At 67.3% G+C, this 18,900-nt stretch carries 15 protein-coding genes and 3 pseudogenes; 14 read left to right on the top strand and 4 right to left on the bottom strand.

Annotated elements, in window-relative coordinates:
• Window positions 1-2 precede the first annotated feature (2 nt).
• The 3 genes from WAX14_RS21755 to metH are packed head-to-tail and all read right to left on the bottom strand — an operon-like array spanning window position 3 to window position 5,138.
• Window positions 3-863: a rhodanese-related sulfurtransferase gene (locus tag WAX14_RS21755; protein WP_422630119.1), complete on the bottom strand. Its 861-nt coding sequence runs from the start codon at window positions 861-863 to the stop codon at window positions 3-5.
• Window positions 860-1,576 carry an HAD family hydrolase gene (locus WAX14_RS21750; protein ID WP_422630118.1) on the bottom strand — a complete coding sequence of 239 codons (717 nt, stop codon included), beginning with the start codon at window positions 1,574-1,576 and terminating at the stop codon, window positions 860-862. The genes WAX14_RS21755 and WAX14_RS21750 overlap by 4 nt, the downstream gene beginning before the upstream one ends.
• On the bottom strand, window positions 1,569-5,138 hold the full coding sequence (gene metH / locus WAX14_RS21745) for a methionine synthase (RefSeq protein ID WP_422630117.1): 3,570 nt from the start codon (window positions 5,136-5,138) through the stop codon (window positions 1,569-1,571). The genes WAX14_RS21750 and metH overlap by 8 nt, the downstream gene beginning before the upstream one ends.
• A gap of 51 nt (window positions 5,139-5,189) precedes the next feature.
• On the opposite strand from metH, the gene WAX14_RS21740 reads away from it, so the two are divergent.
• From WAX14_RS21740 to WAX14_RS21695, 10 genes and pseudogenes are all read left to right on the top strand, one after another.
• A complete protein-coding gene (locus WAX14_RS21740) occupies window positions 5,190-6,083 on the top strand; it encodes a PAC2 family protein (protein WP_422630116.1) in 894 nt (297 codons plus the stop codon).
• Window positions 6,080-7,233 (top strand): annotated as a pseudogene (locus WAX14_RS21735) (MFS transporter). The gene WAX14_RS21740 and the pseudogene WAX14_RS21735 overlap by 4 nt, the downstream one beginning before the upstream one ends.
• Window positions 7,234-7,336: 103 nt before the next feature.
• Window positions 7,337-9,844 carry a nitrite reductase large subunit NirB gene (gene nirB / locus WAX14_RS21730; protein ID WP_422630115.1) on the top strand — a complete coding sequence of 836 codons (2,508 nt, stop codon included), beginning with the start codon at window positions 7,337-7,339 and terminating at the stop codon, window positions 9,842-9,844.
• Window positions 9,841-10,173 (top strand): Rieske (2Fe-2S) protein, encoded by a 333-nt coding sequence (locus WAX14_RS21725; protein ID WP_422630114.1) that lies wholly within the window; start codon window positions 9,841-9,843, stop codon window positions 10,171-10,173. The genes nirB and WAX14_RS21725 overlap by 4 nt, the downstream gene beginning before the upstream one ends.
• Window positions 10,174-10,232: 59 nt before the next feature.
• On the top strand, window positions 10,233-10,730 hold the full coding sequence (locus WAX14_RS21720) for a hypothetical protein (protein WP_422630113.1): 498 nt from the start codon (window positions 10,233-10,235) through the stop codon (window positions 10,728-10,730).
• Window positions 10,731-11,150: 420 nt separating this feature from the next.
• On the top strand, window positions 11,151-12,257 hold the full coding sequence (locus tag WAX14_RS21715) for a serine hydrolase domain-containing protein (RefSeq protein ID WP_422630112.1): 1,107 nt from the start codon (window positions 11,151-11,153) through the stop codon (window positions 12,255-12,257).
• Window positions 12,258-12,338: 81 nt separating this feature from the next.
• Complete coding sequence (locus WAX14_RS21710) at window positions 12,339-12,737, top strand: hypothetical protein (RefSeq protein WP_422630111.1); 399 nt, start codon at window positions 12,339-12,341, stop codon at window positions 12,735-12,737.
• Window positions 12,725-12,895, top strand: a pseudogene (locus WAX14_RS21705) (RES domain-containing protein); the annotation flags it as partial. The gene WAX14_RS21710 and the pseudogene WAX14_RS21705, both read left to right, overlap by 13 nt.
• 305 nt (window positions 12,896-13,200) lie before the next feature.
• Window positions 13,201-13,689, top strand: a pseudogene (locus tag WAX14_RS21700) (DUF4158 domain-containing protein); the annotation flags it as partial.
• 44 nt (window positions 13,690-13,733) lie between these two features.
• A complete protein-coding gene (locus WAX14_RS21695) occupies window positions 13,734-14,480 on the top strand; it encodes a recombinase family protein (RefSeq protein ID WP_422630110.1) in 747 nt (248 codons plus the stop codon).
• 217 nt (window positions 14,481-14,697) lie between these two features.
• On the opposite strand, the gene WAX14_RS21690 is transcribed toward WAX14_RS21695, so the two are convergent.
• A complete protein-coding gene (locus tag WAX14_RS21690) occupies window positions 14,698-15,282 on the bottom strand; it encodes a TetR/AcrR family transcriptional regulator (protein WP_422630109.1) in 585 nt (194 codons plus the stop codon).
• Between the two features lie 298 nt (window positions 15,283-15,580).
• Between WAX14_RS21690 and WAX14_RS21685 the strand changes: the two genes are divergently transcribed.
• The 4 genes from WAX14_RS21685 to WAX14_RS21670 all read left to right on the top strand — a co-directional run bounded on the left by WAX14_RS21685 (window position 15,581) and on the right by WAX14_RS21670 (window position 18,817).
• Window positions 15,581-15,808: a tautomerase family protein gene (locus WAX14_RS21685; RefSeq protein ID WP_422630108.1), complete on the top strand. Its 228-nt coding sequence runs from the start codon at window positions 15,581-15,583 to the stop codon at window positions 15,806-15,808.
• A complete protein-coding gene (locus WAX14_RS21680) occupies window positions 15,801-16,958 on the top strand; it encodes a zinc-dependent alcohol dehydrogenase (RefSeq protein ID WP_422630107.1) in 1,158 nt (385 codons plus the stop codon). The genes WAX14_RS21685 and WAX14_RS21680 overlap by 8 nt, the downstream gene beginning before the upstream one ends.
• An 87-nt stretch (window positions 16,959-17,045) precedes the next feature.
• Window positions 17,046-17,504, top strand: coding sequence for a hypothetical protein (locus WAX14_RS21675; protein WP_422630106.1), 459 nt, complete (start codon window positions 17,046-17,048; stop codon window positions 17,502-17,504).
• 533 nt (window positions 17,505-18,037) lie between these two features.
• Window positions 18,038-18,817, top strand: a complete 780-nt coding sequence (locus WAX14_RS21670) for an acetoin reductase (RefSeq protein WP_422630105.1) — start codon at window positions 18,038-18,040, stop codon at window positions 18,815-18,817.
• Window positions 18,818-18,900 lie beyond the last annotated feature (83 nt).

The raw sequence follows: 18,900 nt of genomic DNA, 5'->3' as shown, positions 1-18,900 counted from the left end.
CATCAGGAACCGACCGGATCGGGCACACAGTCCTCGCACACCAAGGTCTGCGCCCGCCCGTTCACATCCGGATGGTTGCGGTACCGCGACGTCGGTGCCGCACACAACGAACACCGACCGAGCGTCACCGCGTCCGAAGAGAACTCGACGTTCATGCGACCGTCGAACACATACAGCGAACCCTCCCACAGGCCGCCGTCCCCGAACGTCTCCCCGTATCGGACGATGCCACCATCGAGCTGGTACACCTCGTCGAACCCGCGGTTGCGCATCAACGCCGACAACACCTCGCAACGCACCCCGCCGGTGCAGTAGGTCACCACCGGTTTCGACTTCAGATGGTCGTAGCGGCCACTGTCGAGTTCGGCGACGAAATCGCGGGTCGTCGCCACCTCCGGCACGATCGCATCCCGGAACCGGCCGATCTGCGCCTCGAAACTGTTCCGTCCGTCGAAGAACACCACGTCGTCGCCACGATCGGACATCAACGCGTGCAACGCCAGCGGCGACAGATGTTCCCCGCCACCGACCACACCGTGCTCGTCGACCTTCACCTCGTCCGGCACCCCGAAGGTGACGATCTCGCGGCGCACTTTCACCGACAACCGCGGAAAATCCGTGCCGGTCCCGTCCGCCCACTTCACATCGGCATCCTTGAACGCCGCATAGCCGCGCAGACCCCGCACATACTTCTTCACATCGGCGATGTCACCACCGACCGTGCCGTTTATGCCGTGCCCGGAAATCAAGATGCGCCCCGTCAGATTGTGCGCCGACGCGAGCGTGTGCTGCCACAACCGGATCGCCTCCGGATCGGGCAGCGGCGTGAACTTGTAGAACAGTACGATCTTCGGGACGGTCACGACACTCCCCCGACACCGGCGTGCAGTTCCCGCAACTCATCGACCGTCACCCCGTCGAGGGTCGACCGGAACACCCGCCGCGGCGACCCCGGCACCGTCGTCAACGACGGCACCACCAGCACCGCGCACCCCGCCGCGTCCGCCGCGGCCGCACCTGTCGGGGAATCCTCCACCGCCAGACAGTGCGCCGGGTCCAGCCCGAGCAGTTCCGCAGCCCGCAGATAGGGCGCCGGATCCGGCTTCCCGGCCGGCACCTCGTCCCCGCACACCGTGTGATCGAAATGCGCCCGGCCCAGGGTGTCGAGCGCCACCTCACACAACCGGCGGCCGGTGTTCGTCACCAACGCCTGCCCCAACCCCGCCGCCCGCACCGCACCCAACGCTGCGCGGGCACCGGGCTGCCACGGCAACCCCTGCGCGAACAACTCCTCCATGTAGGCGTTCACCCAGTCCTCGGCGGCGGTCTGCTCGTCCGGCGTCGGCACCAACCCCAAACCGTCGAAGGTCCGCCACACCGACAGATCCAACGGGCCACCGATCATCGCGATCCGGGTCTCCTCGGACATCGGCCCACCCAGACGCACCGACAACGCGCCCATCCCGACATCCCACAACTGCTCCGACTCGAGCAACGTGCCGTCCATGTCCCACAACACCGCCCGCAGCACACCGGCGCGCGCGGCGCCGAGTCGGGCGTCGATCACCTCAGACATTGAAATACTTGGCCTCCGGGTGATGCAGCACGAACGCATCGGTGGACTGCTCGGGATGCAACTGCAACTCCTCCGACAATTCCACCCCGATCCGGGCAGGCTCGAGCAACTCGACGAGCTTGATGCGATCCTCGAGATCCGGGCACGCCCCGTACCCGAACGCGAACCGCGCCCCCCGATACCCGAGCTTGAAGAACTCCGCCACATCCTCCGGATCGTCGTCCGCGGCAGTCCCACCCCCGGCGAACGCCAACTCCTGCCGCACCCGCCGATGCCAATACTCGGCCAACGCCTCCGTCAACTGCACCCCCAGACCGTGCACCTCCAGATAGTCACGGTAGGAGTTCTCGGCGAACAACTCGTTCGCGAAATCCGCGATCGGCTGCCCCATCGTCACCAACTGGAACGGCCACACATCGACCTGCCCGGTGCGCTGCGCCTCCTCCCGCGACCGCACGAAATCGGCGATACACAAAAACCGGGTCCGCTGCTGCCGCGGGAACGTGAACCGGTACCGCTCCGGCGCATCCGGACGCGGCTCGGTGAGCACCACCACATCATCGCCCTCGGACACCGCCGGGAAATACCCGTACACGACCGCGGCGTGCGCCAAAATTCCCTCGGTCGACAACCGGTCCAGCCAATACCGCAACCGCGGCCGGCCGTCCGACTCCACCAACTCCTCGTAGGACGGTCCGTCGCCGCCGCGCTGCCCACGCAACCCCCACTGCCCCAGGAACAGGGCCCGCTCGTCGACCAACCCGGCGTAGTCGGCGAGGGAAATACCCTTGACGACGCGGCTACCCCAGAACGGCGGCGCCGGCACCGGCAGATCCGCCGCGACATCACTGCGCGCGGGAACCTCCACCGGTGTCTCCGCCGCCCGACGCTTCTCCGCGATGCGCTTGCTCCGTTCGTGCCGGGCCTTACGTTCGGCGGCCTTCTCCCGCGCCGCAATCGCCTCCGGGCTGTCCGGTGCCGGCCCCTCCCCCCGCTTGACCGCCATGATCCGGTCCATCAACGACAAACCCTCGAACGCATCCCGCGCGTACGACACCTCACCCTCGTAGATGTCGGCCAGATCATCCTCGACATACCCGCGGGTCAACGCCGCACCACCCAACAACACCGGGAACTGCTCGGCGACCCCCCGCGCATTGAGCTCCTCGAGGTTGTCCTTCATCACCACCGTCGACTTCACCAACAGCCCCGACATGCCGATCACATCGGCACGCTTGTCGACCGCGGCATCGAGGATCGTTGCGATCGGCTGCTTGATACCGAGGTTGACCACCTCGTAGCCGTTGTTCGACAAGATGATGTCGACCAGGTTCTTGCCGATGTCGTGCACATCGCCCTTCACGGTCGCCAACACGATGCGACCCTTACCGTCGGCGCCGGTCGACTCCATATGCGGCTCGAGACACGCCACCGCCGCCTTCATCACCTCCGCCGACTGCAACACGAACGGCAACTGCATCTGCCCCGACCCGAACAGCTCACCGACCGTCTTCATCCCCGACAGCAACGTGTCGTTGATGATCGACAACGGCGGCACCTCGGTCATCGCCGCAACCAGATCATCTTCCAACCCGTTGCGTTCCCCATCGACGATGCGCCGCTCGAGCCGCTCGAACAACGGCAACGCCGCCAACTCCTGCGCGCGGGACTCCCGGGCCGACGCCGCCGACACCCCCTCGAACAACTCCATCAACTTCTGCAACGGGTCGTACCCGTCGCGCCGCCGGTCGTACACAAGATCCAGCGCGACCTCCCGATGCTCGTCCGGGATCCGCGCCATCGGCAGAATCTTCGACGCATGCACGATCGCGGTATCCATCCCCGCCTCGACACACTCGTGCAGAAACACCGAGTTCAGCACCTGCCGGGCCGCCGGATTCAACCCGAACGACACATTCGACACACCGAGGGTGAAATGCACCCGCGGATAGCGTCGGTGAATCTCCCGGATCGCCTCGATCGTCTCGACACCGTCGCGGCGCACCTCCTCCTGCCCGGTGGAGATCGGGAACGTCAGAGCATCGACAATGATGTCGTCCTGCGCGAGCCCCCAATTCTCGGTCAGGTCCGTGATCAGCCGCTCGGCGATCCGCACCTTGTGTTCGGCCGTACGAGCCTGCCCTTCCTCGTCGATCGTCAACGCCACCACCGCGGCGCCGTGCTCGACGACATGCTCCATGATCTGCTGGAACCGCGAACCCGGGCCGTCCCCATCCTCGTAGTTCACCGAGTTCACGGCACTGCGGCCACCCAGATGCTCGAGACCGGCCTTGATCACGGCAGGTTCCGTCGAGTCGATCATGATCGGCAGCGTCGACGCCGTCGCGAACCGCGACGCCAACTCCGCCATGTCCGCCGCACCGTCCCGGCCGACATAGTCGACGTTCAAATCCAGCATGTTCGCGCCGTCACGAATCTGATCCTTCGCGATATCGAGGCACTTGTCGTAGTCCGCCGACAGCATCGCCTCACGGAACGCCTTCGACCCATTCGAATTGGTGCGCTCCCCGACCGTCAGAATCGACGATTCCTGCTCGAACGGCACCGCCGCATACAACGACGACACCCCCGGCTCCGACACCGGCCGACGCACCGCCGGCTCCAACTCGCGCACCGCCTCGGCAACACGGCGGATATGCTCAGGCGTCGTACCGCAACAACCACCGACCAGCGACAACCCGTACTCGGAGACGAACCCGGACAACGCCTCGGCCAGTTCCTCCGGCGACAACGGATACTCGGCACCGTTCGCCCCCAACACCGGCAGACCCGCATTGGGCATCACCGACACCGGAACCTCCGAATGCTGCGACAAATACCGCAGATGCTCGGTCATCTCCGCCGGGCCGGTCGCACAATTCAACCCGATCAGATCGATGCCGAGCGGAGCCAACGCATTGAGTGCAGCCCCGATCTCGGAACCCAACAACATCGTGCCCGTCGTCTCGACCGTCACGTGCGTGATGATCGGCACCCGCCGACCGGCCCGCTCCATCGCCCGGCGGCTACCGACGATCGCCGCCTTCGCCTGCAACAGGTCCTGACAGGTTTCGACCAAAATCGCATCGGCACCACCGTCGATCATGCCGAGCGCAGACTCGACATAGGCATCACGCAGCACCCCGAACGGTGCATGCCCCAACGTCGGCAGCTTCGTTCCCGGACCCATCGACCCCAACACGAACCGCGGCATGCCATCGGCGCCCGGCCCCATCTCATCGGCCACCTCACGAGCGAGACGCACACCCCGCTCGGACAGGTCCCGGATCCGGTCGGCGATGTCGTAGTCGGCGAGATTGGGCAGATTGCAGCCGAAGGTATTCGTCGAGACGGCATCCGCACCGGCCTCGAAGTACGCGCGATGGATGGCACGAATCACATCGGGCCGAGAATCGTTGAGAATCTCATTGCACCCCTCCAGGCCACGGAAGTCGTCGAGCGACAGATCCGCAGCCTGCAACATGGTGCCCATCGCCCCGTCTCCGACGACAACGCGCCGCGACAGCGCATCGAGCAAGGCAGAGTGAAATGGGGTGGACATGGGCACCAGCCTAATGGGCGCCCGATCACGTCCTGGCCGTAGGCTGGACAGGTGAACGAAAGCCAACCCACCGACGACACCGGACCGGACGTCCCCGTCCTGCGCGACCCCGTGCTCGTCGCCGCGTTCGAAGGCTGGAACGACGCCGCCGACGCAGCCAGCGGCGCCGTCGAACACCTCGAACTGATCTGGGATGCCGAACCGTTCGCCGAACTCGACTCCGAAGAGTTCTACGACTACCAGGTCAACCGGCCCCAGGTGCGCCTCGTCGACGGAGTCACCCGCGAAATCGACTGGCCGGCCACCCGCCTGTCCGTGTGCTCACCGCCCGGCAGCGACCGCGACGTCGTACTCCTCCGCGGCATCGAACCGAACATGCGCTGGCGCAGCTTCTGCGACGCCATCCTCGAACTCATCGACGAAATCGGCGCCCACACCGTCGTCATCCTCGGCGCCCTCCTCGCCGACACCCCCCACACCCGCCCCGTCCCCGTCACCGGCACCGCCTACAGCACCGACGCCGCCAAAAAATTCAATCTCGAAAACTCCCGCTACGAAGGCCCCACCGGCATCACCGGAGTCCTCCAAGACGCCTGCGTGCGGGCAGGCATCCCCGCCGTGTCGTTCTGGGCCGCCGTCCCCCACTACGTGTCCCAACCACCGAACCCCAAAGCAACCGTCGCACTGCTGCGCCGCGTCGAAGACGTCCTCGACATCGAAGTTCCCCTCGGTGAACTCCCCACCCTCGCCGAGGAATGGGAACGGACCGTCACCGAAATGACCGAAGACGACGACGACATCACCGAATACGTGCGCACCCTCGAAGAACGCGACAACGCCGAATCCGACCTCGACGACACCATCTCCACCATCGACGGCGACGCCATCGCCGCCGAATTCGAGAAATACCTGCGGCGGAGAGGCCCCGGCGGCCTGTCCCAGTGAGCGACACCCGCCCGGCACTGCAGCGCGCGGCACTGTACATCGGCGGATTCCTCGGCCCCTTCGGCGGCGGCGTCGTCACCGCGATGCTCCCCGAGATCGGCGCCGACACCGGCGCCGACACCGGCGATGCCGCGCTCACCATCACCGCGTACCTCGGCCCCTTCGCCCTGGCCATGCTCGTCTCCGGCACCCTCGGCGCCCGCTGGGGACGCATGCGCACCGTCCGCACCGCCTACGCCGTATACGCACTCGCGGCACTGGCCGCCGCGCTCGCCCCCACCATGACACTGCTGCTCGGCACCCGAGTCCTGCAAGGCGTCGCCAATGCCTTCACCACCCCACTGCTGCTCGCGGCGCTCGCCGTGATCACCCCGAAAGACCACCTCGGTCGCGCACTCGGCCTGTTCGGGGCGATGCAGGCCGCCGGCCAGACCATCGCCCCGCTCGTCGGTGGTCTCGCCGCCGAAGTCGGCTGGCGCTGGGCGTTCGTGGTCCTCGCCGCGGCCGCCACCGTCCTCGCCGTCATCGGCCTCCCCTCCGGCATCGGCGGACCACCCGACACCACTCCGGCCCGACTGCGCGACGCCCTCCGCCCCCGCATCCTGCGCATCGGCCTCGTCGCACTGCTCGGGTGGGGTGCCCTCGGCGGACTGAGCTTCCTGCTCGCGTTCCGCGCCGAAGACTTCTTCGGGCTGTCCCCCGCCCAACGCGGCGCCCTGCTCACCGGATTCGGCATCGCCGGGATCCTCAGCGCGCGGCGCGTCGGACGGCTCGTGGACCGGATCGGCGCGACCGCGACGGTCCTGACCGGAGCACTCACCGGCGCAGCGCTCGTGATCGCCGCCGGTGTCGCGCCGCTGCTGTGGATCGTCGCCATCGCCTGGTTCTTCGCGGGTGTCGCGCGCAATGTGTACTTGTCGGTGTCAACGCGGCGGCGCTCGGTGGCGACGGCAGAAACCGTGGTGGCGCGGTGTCGGTGGTGCAGGCATTCCGGTTCGGCGGTGGTGCAGCCGCCCCGATGACGCTGACTCCGTTGTACGCGGTCGCACCGGCCGCGAGTTTCGTGCTGCCCGCGCTGCTACTGGCAGTCGTCGCGCCTATCGCAATGCCCAAGGACACCGCGCCGCCGAAAGATCAGGCGACGCCCTGACCGCGTGCCCTGACAGCACCGACCTGGCCGATGTGAGGTATTCCTGATCCCCGCGTAACTCCGGTGCCGCCGATCCGTCACCGGTGCGCCCGACTCTCGACACATGACACCGACACCGCCCACCCCGGACACCCCGCGCAGGCGGCTGCTCGTCGTCGGAAACGGCATGGCCGGCGCACGCACCGTCGAGGAGATCCTCACGCGCGGCGGTCGCGAGCAGTTCGACATCACCATGATCGGCGACGAACCGTACGGCAACTACAACCGCATCATGCTCTCGCATGTCCTCGCCGGCGAAACAGGCGTCGACGACGACGAACTCGTTCTCAACCCGATGAGCTGGTACCGCGAGAACGGCGTCACCCTCTACGCCGGCGACCGCGCGGTGCACCTGGACCGCTTCGCCAAGACCGTCACCTGCGAGTCCGGCCGCGACGTCGCCTACGACCTGCTGATCGTCGCGACCGGATCCAACACCTTCTTCCCGAACATGGACGGCCTGCGCGAAACCGACGGCCGCCTCGGCCGCGGCATCTTCGGATTCCGCACCATCGCCGACACCAACGGCATGCTGCAGATGGCCGACGCCCACGACGACGTGTCCGCCATCGTCATCGGCGGTGGCCTCCTCGGCCTCGAAGCCGCCTACGGTCTGCGCACCCAAGGACTCGACGTCACCGTCGTGCACTCCCCCGAACACCTGATGAACCAGCAACTCGACGAACGCGGCGGCCGCGTATTGCGCACCGAAATCGAGAAGCGCGGCATCACGGTCCGCACCGGCACCCGCACCACCGCGGTCCTGCGCGACGACCACGGCAGCGTGACCGGCGTGCGCTTCGCCGACGGGACGACCAGCGACACCGACATGGTCGTCGTTGCCGCCGGCATCCGACCCAACACCGAATTCGCCCGCAGCGGCGGCCTCATCGCCGAACGAGGCATCGTCGTCGACGACCAGATGCGCTGCGAAGGCGAATCCAGCATCTACGCCGTCGGCGAATGCGCGCAACACCGCGGTGAGGTGTACGGCCTGGTCGCACCGGTATGGGAACAGGCCGTCGTCCTCGCCGACCATCTCACCGGCACGAACCCCGATGCCGCCTACCGCGGTTCCCGCACCACCACCAAATTGAAGGTCGCCGGGATCGACGTCGCCGCCATGGGCGTCAAAGGCCCCGAACTCGAAGACGACGAGTTCGTTCAGTTCTACGATCCACGCAGCGGCGTGTACAAGGCCGTCGTCGTGCGCGACGGCATCCTGATCGGCGCGATGCTGCTCGGCGACATCGGCAAGGCATCCATGCTCGCGCAAGCCTTCGACGGCACGATCGACCTCCCCGACGATCGCGCGGCCCTGCTGTTCGACATCGGAGAACCCCAAGGGCCGGACGTCGCCGCGGACCTCCCCGACGACACCCAGGTGTGCAACTGCAACGGCGTCACCAAGGGAGACCTCGTCGCCTGCGTCCACAGCGGCGCGGCGACCCTCAGCGAAGTGTGCGCGAAGACCCGCGCCGGCAAAGGCTGCGGATCCTGCAAAGGCCTGGTCGCCGACATCGTCGCCTGCGCCGCCGGCGGCGACCTCGCCGACGACCCCGCCGCGAACTGGTACGTGTCGTGCATTCCGCTGAGCAAACCCGACCTGATCACCGCGATCCGCGCGCGGGACCTGCGTTCGGTGTCGCAGGTGTTCGCGGCGCTCGCCCCCGCCGGGGACGACGCGACCGCGAAGATGGCACTCGCGTCGCTGCTGCGGGTGGTGTGGGGGCCCGACTGGATCGACGAACGCGGCGCACTGTTCATCAACGACCGTGTCCACGCGAACATTCAGCGTGACGGCACCTTCTCGGTGGTCCCGCAGATGAAGGGTGGTGTGACCACCCCCGATCAGCTGCGCCGCATCGCCGACGTCGCCGACCGCTACTCGGTGCCGCTGGTCAAGGTCACCGGCGGCCAACGCATCGACCTGCTCGGTATCCGCAAGGAAGACCTCCCGAACGTGTGGGCGGACCTCGGCATGCCGTCCGGCTACGCCTACGGCAAATCCGTGCGTACTGTGAAGACCTGCGTCGGTAGCGACTACTGCCGCTTCGGGCTCGGCGACTCCACGTCGCTCGGGATCGCGATCGAGGAACGCTTCCAGGGTCTCGAGACCCCGGCGAAGCTGAAGTTCGCGGTCGCCGGATGCCCGCGCAACTGTTCCGAAGCACTGTGCAAGGACTTTGGGGTCGTCGCCGTCGGGGACGGCCGCTGGGAAATCTACGTCGGTGGTGCCGCCGGCGCGCACATCCGCAAGGGCGATCTGCTGGCCACTGTGGACACCGGCGAGGATGTTCTCGCCGTCGCCGGACGGTTCATCCAGTACTACCGCGAGAACGCCAAATGGCTCGAACGTACCTACGACTTCGTACCGCGCCTCGGTATCGATCGCCTGCGGGCGCTGCTGCTTCACGACGAGGAGGACATCGTGACCGGACTGGACGAACGAATGGCCGGCGCGGTCGCGGGCTACCGCGACCCCTGGCTCGAACGGACCGCACCGAAATCACCGGCGCAGTTCGTTCCGGCACTGCCGTTGCTGCCGCTGCCGCAGGTCCCGGTCCGATGACCGCCGTGCACGAACCGCAGACCGTGACCCTGAATGTCGGCCCGATCACCGATCTCACTGTCGGTGAAGGTCGCACATACGTGATCGACGGCCGGCAGATCGCCGTGTACCTGCTGTCCGACGGCACCATCCGCGCCACCGACGCCCAATGTCCGCACAAGGCAGGTCCGCTCGCGGACGGCCAGATCGACAACGGAGTCGTGGTGTGCCCGCTGCACCAGTACGCGTTCTCGTTCGAGACCGGCACGTGCACGACGGCCGGGATCGCTTCCGTCCGAACCTATCCGGCGCAGGTGTGCGACGGCCGGATTCACCTGACTCTCGGGTAATGCCGTACGGCGGACGCGGTGGCTAGGGTGAGCCCACACATCGGACGAAGGGAATGCCCATGAGCCACCCCGTCATTGTCGAACGGGAATCGATCATTCCTGCTGCGGTCGCCGAGGTGTGGGCGCGGGTGACGGACCCGGCCGGAATCAACCACGAGTTGAACCCGATCCTCACGATGTGTACCCCGCGGAAGGCCCGCGGCCTGACGATCGATCGGGTTCCGATCGGCGAACCGCTCGGCCGTGCCGCCCTGTTGTTGTTCGGCGTCCTGCCCGTCGAGTACGACGCGCTCACCATCGCCGAGGTCGAACCGGGCCGACGCTTCCATGAGAAATCCACCATGGCGACGATGCGTCGGTGGGAACACGAACGCACACTCACACCCGAAGGTACGGCGCGCACCCGTGTGCACGATCGGTTGACGATGGAACTCCGCGCTCCGCTCGCCCGGCTCCCCCACAGCGACGGGTTGGCGCGGCAGATCGTCACCAGACTCTTCGACCATCGTCACCGACGCCTCGCACTGCACTTCTCGAGCGGCAAACTTTCGCCCTAAGTGCTGGTGAGGGGTTGTGGGACTAGGTTTTGCTGTTTGGTGATGGGTGCCTGAGTGGTCATTGTTCTGTTTTTCTAGGCATTCCGTCACGTCCGGAATATCACTAGGGGTGTGTGGTGCGTCGTGCCGCCGATCCGGGGCACCGCCATGTGTTTCCCTCGCCAACTCCCAGACTTCCCCTGCGCAGCGAACCTCGGGCTTTCGCTCTCCTCCCCCGCGCCCGGGTAAACACCCCCGTCCGCGACGATCGCTCCCTCGGTGCGGAGCTGCGATGGGTTCGCGAACAGACACTCCCCGAGCACACGAGGAGTACCGTTGCTGCCGCTGTGTCGAGCGCTCGACAGTCACTCCCCTCCGAGCTCAGGGACGTCGCATGTCGGACTGTGAACCGGAGGTTGCGCTGGGCCGGACTCACTACACGTGGCCGAGCCGGTGAGCGCAATGCCCGGGTTGCAGCATCGGATTCGCAGTCTGCTCTACAAGTTCGTCGAGACCGGCGCCGAAACCGGCGTGCAGGTCGCCGTCTACCACCGCGGTGCTCTCGTCGTCGACGCCGTCGCAGGTGTCGCCGACAGCAAGACCGGACGCGCGGTGACCTCCGAGACGCCGTTCTTCAGCTTCTCCGCCGGCAAATCCATGACGGCACTTATCGCTCATCTGCTCGTGCGGACCGGCGCCGTCGACTACGACACACCGATCGTCGACCTCTGGCCGGAGTTCGGTGCCCGCGGCAAGGAGGCCACAACCCTTCGCCATGTGCTCACCCATTCCGCCGGGGTGCCGGCGATGCCTCGCGACATCGGCCCCACCGACTTACCCGATTGGTCGCGGGTCTGCGCCGCCGTCGCCGCTGCCGAACCACGATGGCGCCCAGGGACCGCGACGGGATATCACTCGTACACCTTCGGCTTCCTTGTCGGCGAGATCGCGCGCCGCGCCACGGGCCACACGATGCGGCAACTCCTCCACGAGTGGATCGCCGCACCGCTGAGTCTCGAACGCGAGTTGTACTTCGGTGTGCCCCGGACCGACCTGGACCGGCTGGCACGGCTGGAGGATTCCACACCGCGTCCACTCCCCCAACTCGACGACGCAGTTCTCGCACCCTGGGAAATGCAACCGACCGCGGCCATGGGCAACGGCCCCGAGATCCTGGAAGCGGACATCCCGTCGGTGGGGACCTTCACCGCACGCGGAATCGCCGCAGTGTACGCCGCGGTTCTCGACGGCCGGCTTGTCGGTTCACGCCAACTCGACGCGATGACGGCGCCGGCTTTCGAAGGCACCGACCAGGTCTTCGGCAACCATGCGCGACTGGCCCTGGGCTGTGTGCTCGGACGCCTCGGTGCGCGACCGGACGAGACACTCGGCACCTTCGGCTGGGTCGGTGGCGGCGGCAGCTACGTCTATGCCGACACCTCCAACGGCACGGCCTTCGCCATGACCAAGACCCTCATCACCCCACATTTCGGCACGGCCCAACGACTCGCCGACGTGACCGCAGCCGCTATTGCCCGGCGTTCCTGAGTCTCGACATCGAGACGTCACTGTGCTTCACCCCGGCGGACACGAAGCACGTTCGACGACATCGAGGCCATCGCCGCCTCGATGGCCGCGGCCCTGCCCACCACCACCACCAATGTCTACGACCTGTTGGTCGGTCCCTTCTACGACACCGGCGGCCTGACCCGGTGGTGGGGCATCAGCCGCCAAGCGGTGAACAAGGCTGTGGCCGCCGACTCCGTGATCGCCTGCCGTCTCACCGACGACGGCCAGTGGGTCTACCCCACCTGGCAGTTCACGGACGCGAGGACCGTGCATCCGCACCTGATCACCCTGTGGAGGACCCTGCGCGGTGCCGCCGACCCGTGGACCTGCGCGGTGTGGCTGCGCAGCCCGCAGCCCGAACTCGGTGATCGCAGCGCATCCGATTGGATCGCCGACGGTCATCCCCTCGACCCGGCCCTGGCGCTGGCCCGCGCCGACGCGCAGCGGTGGGCCGCGTGAGCAGAGACTCCGTCGCTCTTGGTCCACCAGCCCGGCCGCTGGCGGGCTTTCCCGGCTGTGAGCTCACCGCGGCGCAGCCGCTGCTGCGCGGGCACCGCACCGCGAACGGTCCCTGGTGGTTCTCCTCCGGCGGCGGCGGCCGGTTCGATCTGACTCCGCCGCGGGGCACCTGCTACCTCGCGTTCGACGAGCGCACCGCGATCCGGGAGACCGTCGGCGAGGCACTGGCCGCGGCCGGGCAATGCGGTACCCCGTCGTCGATCGACGCCTCGATCCGATCGCCTCGACGATCAGAGGACTCTCCACAGAGGTCCCGGGGTTCCGGTAGTAACCGCCGAAAAAATCAACGGATATGGCGTAGTCGAAGTCGATCGCCGGTGAGGCCCTGGCCGGTCTGCGGTGGTGGCCGGTTGCTGGTTGGCTTGTCTCTCAACGCTGTCGGTTGGTGTGGGAGGTCGGTTTCGTGGCGACTCGGGTGTTCGCAGATGAGGAGTTGGCGCGGCTGCGGGAATTCCCGGAGATCGGCCGCGAGGAGCTGTTCCGGTTCTTCACGCTCTCACCGGCGGATCTGGCGTTCGTCGATCCCGGTCGCGGTCGTGGTCCGGCTGATCGGCTCGGTATCGCGATCGCGTTGTGCACGTTGCCGTGGCTGGGGTTCGTGCCTGATCGGGTGGTGACCGCCCCGCCGGTGGCGGTGGCCAGGTTGGCCGAGCAGCTGCGTGTCGATGGTACCGAGATCCGTTCCTACGGCCGCCGTGCCCAAACCCGCACCGGCCATCTGCGCCTGGTCGCGCAGTACCTGGGGTGGCGGGCGGCCGGGGCGCTCGAACTCAAGGAACTCGACGAGTTCCTGCTCGCACGGGCGATGGAGCACGATTCGCCGACCCTGTTGTTCCGGTTGGGGTGTGAGTATCTGATCTCGGCGCGGGTGATCCGCCCGGGCTGCGCGACGGCGACCAACTCGCGGTCACCCGCCTCGACCGGCTGGGCCGCTCAGTGCTGCACCTGATCGGCCTCGGCGCCGAACTCCGCGAGAAGGGTGTGGGATTGAGGGTGCTCGAACAGGGCATCGACACCGCCACCGCCGAGGGCAGGGCAATGTTCGGGATGCTCTCGGTGCTCGCCGAACTGCAACGCGAATTGATCGTGGCCAACACCCGCGATGGACTCGCAGCCGCCCGCGCCCGCGGACGGAAGGGTGGTCGGCCAGCGAAGCTCACCGCAGAGCAGGCCGAGCACGCCCAACGCCTCTACGATGCCGGCGCGCACACCGTCGCCCAGATCGCCGGGCTGCTCGGGGTGAACCGGACCCCCCTCTACGGGCACCTGAAGAAGACCGACACCGTATCCGCCGGGCCCGAGACCACAGTCGCCACCGATCCCGGCACGGCCGGGATGGAACACCCAACCCCAGCGCGGAAGACGTCGCGCGCCTTCCCGAACTGCGGACACGAGCCGACCACCCGATCCGAGGCCGCTCACCAACGCGCCGACCTCGAGGTCCCCTGGCTTCATCGAGATCCAGACGATCCTCGGAAGATCGTCAGCCGAAACCACTGCTGCAGTTGCCAACCCACACCGGCGTTCGACGTCGCCTGCACAGTGTGCCGGGAGGGGTCCATCCTCGCCGACGTCCTCGCCGACGAAGCCAACACCGGCCACCTGCCCGCATCGGTACTGCAGTGGCTCACCGACGCCGGATGGCGTACCCAGCCGGGGCTTCTCTGTCCGGACCATGCTTGACCTGACCCGCTGACCGGTCGCTACGCGAACTTCGTTGTTTTGTGCGCCATTACTACCGGGACCCCGGATCACGGCGGGCATCGACGGCCAGCCGTGTCGCGCGGTCACGAAGTTCCGGGGGGGTATTTCGAGGTAGCCATGATCAGCCAGGGAATCCTTCCGGGAATGCTTGGCTCACCCTCTATCAAACCCGGGACACTTCAGTTGCCTTCCGTTGTCATACGCGATGTTCGATCGCGGCGTCGATGACCTGTTCGAGTTGTTGGCCGATGCGGTCGAGCGCGCGGGTGCCGCGCTCGGCACGGCACATGGCCACGCTGCCCTCAACCGCAGCGACGATCAGGGTCGCGATGCGGTCGGCCTCGCCATGATCGGCGCCGTGGTCACGCAGTGACGCTGCCAGCAGTTCGGTCCATCGAGCGAACGCGCCGGCAGCCGCTTCGAGCAGGGTTTCTTCGGTGTCGGGAACGTCCTCCACCGACACCGCCAGCACAGGGCAACCCGCTCGGAAATCGGTGTCCACCACGATTTTCCGCCACATCGCCAGGAAGGCCCGAAGTGCTGGGACCGGCCCGCTGTCGAGTTCACGGGCCAGCAATGCCGCGGTCAGATCACCGGCGAAGGTGACAGCCTCGGTGGCGAGCTGGGTCTTGCCGCCCGGGAAGTAGTGGTAGGTCGAGCCCAGCGGGGTGTGAGCGTGTTTGGCCAGTTCGCGCACGCTCGTGGCGTTGAGACCGCGGCGCCGAATCATATCGGCCGCCCCCGCCACGAGCTTCTGGCGAGAGTCCCGGGGTTCGGCCACCACGCACCTCCTTGTCTATAACAGTCGTCATATAGTAGCATGCAGCGATTATAACGACTGCTATAGACAGTCTATTGCGATCGAGGAGGACGGCCATGCCGATGATCCAGCTGACCCTGCCCGCCGGGTTCTGAGTGTCCAGGCCCGAGGCGACCTGGCGAAATCCCTGCCGAAAGCTCTGCTGAAGTGGGAAGGGGCACCTGATACCGCGTTCTTCCGGGCGCAGGCGTGGTGTCGTGTCGAGGAGGTCACCGACGGCGGCTTCGCGGCATTGGAAGACGATCTGCCGCGGTTCCGCGTGGACGTCACCGTCCCCGAGGGCGGGCTCTCGCCACGGCGCAAGGCCGGGCTGGTCGCCGACGTCACCGAGCTGGTACTCACCGCTGCCGGGCTCACCGAGGCCGAGGGCCTGCGGGTATGGGTGCTGGTGCACGAGCAGCCCGAAGGCACCTGGGGCGCGGCCGGCAACATCGTGAAGTTCCAGGAACTGGCCGCGCTCGCACAAGGACAACGCGGCGATGCGTGAACTGCAGTTCGTCCGCACCGGCCACCTGCAGTGGCGCGAGCGGCCCGCACCGGTTCTACGCGAGAGCCGTGACGCGATCGTGCGGCCCTTCGTCGCGGGACGCTGCGACGGCGACACCATGCCGATCCACCGGCACGTGTCCCGTGCTATGCAGGTCGGTCTCCGAACCGGATTGATCGATCCGGTCGTGGCCAGCATCTGCGGTCCGGTCCCGTTCCAGGGCCCCTTCGGCATCGGACACGAATGTGTCGCCGAGGTGATCGAAGTCGGCGAAGACGTCACCAACCTGCGCCGCGGCGACGTTGTCGTGATCCCCTGGGCAGTGTCATGCGGCGATTGTCACCAATGCCGCCTGGGCCTCACGGCGAAATGCTCCACCACCCGCACATCCACCCTGGCAGCCTTCGGATTCGGCACTGCCAGCGGCCCCTGGGGCGGGATGGTCGCGGATCTGCTGCGGATCCCCTTCGCCGACCACATGCTCGTCCCGGTCCCCACCGGCCTGGATCCACTCCGAGTCGCCGCCGCCAGCGACAACCTCAGCGACGCCTGGCGATGCGTGGTTCCCGGCCTGCAAGCCCGACCCGGCGGCAAAGTCCTCATCCTCGGTGGCGCGGCGCAGAGCATCGGCCTCTACGCGGCCGGCTTGGCGGTTGCGCACGGCGCCGAGGTCGTCGACTACATCGACCACCGGCGCGAACGCCTCGACATCGCCGAGAAACTCGGCGCCCGAGCGCATCCCACACCATCGAAACGAAAGTTGCGGCCCGGCGACCTTCCGCGCCGCGACTACGACCTCGCGGTGGAAGCCACCTCCACATCCGCCGGCGTCGACGCCGCGCTGCGTTCCCTGGCGCCGGGCGGCATGTGTCGGCCCGTCGGCTACTACCTCCCGACCGGCACCAAGGTCCCGCTCATGCATATGTACGCCAACGACGCCACCCTCGAGATCGGCGTCTCCCACGTCCGCCCGATCCTGCCCGAGGTTCTCGACTTCGTCGTCCGACACGACTTCCCCGCCGAACACGTCACGACCGTCACCGCCGACTGGGACAACGCACCCGAGGCATACGCGACCCACACCACCAAACTGGTCCTGCACCGCGCGCCACTGCACACCGCCGCCGACAACACGCCGGCCACCCGATGACCCCTTTCCCGCCACCGAGGCCGCCACCGGCTCCTGTTGCCCCGGATAACGGGCTGTTATCCGGGGTAAGCCGGAAACGGGGGAACAATGGCCGCGAAAGTGACCCGGCCACGCACCGCCCCGACACGCACCCTGCGCACCGCCGCCGAAGCATTCCTCGACACCATCGCCTCGGCGAACACCCGCCGCTCCTACGGCATCGCGATCGTCAAGACCGTCGACCAACTCGACGGCCGCGGCCCCGATGGGCTCATCGGGCACAGCCGCGCCCTGGACTCGGTCACCGACGCCGAAGTCGGCGCCGCGCTGGAGACCCTGTGGGGCGAGGCGGCGGTGAACACCTGGAACGCGCGCCGCGCCACAGTCGGCGAATGGCTGAGCTGGTGCGCCGAGCAGGGCTGGACCGCACCGACGCTCCCAGTCTCGGCCGCGCGCTCGACCGCCGGACTCCGACACCCCAGTCCGGTCGCGCACCGCGATCGACCGTCTCATCGCCCGCCGCGATGTTCACGTGCGGGAGAAGACGCTGTGGCGGATGCTGTATGAAACCTGTGCCCGCACCGAAGAACTGCTCGGGCTCAACATCGAAGACCTCGACCTCGCGGGCCGCACCGCGGCGGTGAAGTCCAAAGGCGCCAAACCCCGCACCCGCCGCCGCGGCGCCACCCACCACGAACACGTCCTCGAAAACGTGTACTGGGACGCCGGCACCGCCCGCCTGCTACCGCGACTGATCCGCCACCGCACCCGCGGCCCCGTGTTCGTGACCCACCGCCGCCCGGGCCCCGGCAAGTACCTCGCCGACCGCGACGTCTGCCCCGACACCGGCTTGGCCCGGCTGTCCTACGACCAGGCCCGCGACCCATCGACGCCGCCACCGCCGTCGATGGGTCCGGAACCGGCTGGGACTTGCACGAACTGCGCCACGCTGTCGGAACCGGGCACGGCACGACTTTCGGCCGAAATCGCATGCAACGCGATGCAGCGCTTCCGCGGCGAGCCACCGATGCGGCACGCTGGTGTCGGTACCCGGTATCCGCCGGTTGCCGACACAAGATGTCGAAGAAGCGGAGGATCGGATGAGCATCGAAGGCAAGGTCGTCCTCGTCACCGGCGGCGGCCAAGGCATCGGGCGCGGTATCGCGTTGCGTCTCGCCGCGGACGGCGCAGACGTCGCGGTCGTGGACATCAACACAGACAAGGCTGATGCGGTCGTCGCGGAGATCGAGGCGTTGGGTCGGAAGGCAACAACGATCGTGGCGGACGTCTCCGATCGGGATCAGGTGTTCGCGATGGTGGACAGCGCGGCCACCTCGCTCGGCGGATTCGACGTCATCGTCAACAACGCCGGGATCGCGCAGGTCGATCCGATCGCGGCAGCGACTCCCGAGGACGTGAACCGAATTTTCTCGATCAACGTCAACGGCGTTCTGTGGGGAATTCAAGCCGCTGCCGCGAAGTTCCAGGAACTCGGCCACGGCGGGAAGATCATCAACGCCTCGTCCATCGCCGGTCACGAGGGATTCGCGATGCTCGGGGTGTATTCAGCAACGAAATTTGCCGTCCGGGCACTGACACAGGCGGCAGCGAAGGAGTACGCGAGTTCGGGGATCACCGTCAACGCCTACTGCCCCGGGGTGGTCGGCACCGACATGTGGGTCACGATCGACGAGCGGTTCGCCGAACTCACAGGTGCACCGAAGGGCGCGACGTACGAAAAGTTCGTCGACGGTATCGCATTGGGTCGCGCGCAGACCCCCACCGATGTGGCGGCGTTCGTGTCGTATCTCGCGGGCCCCGACTCCGACTACATGACCGGGCAGGCCGGGTTGATCGACGGCGGGCTCGTCTACCGCTGAGTTCGTGACCGGACATGCCCGATCAATGGTGGGCATGTCCGGTTGGGCTCCGCCAGCTGTTCGCCAGAACCGGTTGGCGGGCG

Origin of the sequence: Rhodococcus sp. (in: high G+C Gram-positive bacteria) (assembly GCF_049299235.1) — a bacterium.
In the GTDB taxonomy this organism is placed as follows: Bacteria; Actinomycetota; Actinomycetes; order Mycobacteriales; family Mycobacteriaceae; genus Rhodococcus.
This window is presented reverse-complemented; position numbering and strand designations above follow the sequence as displayed.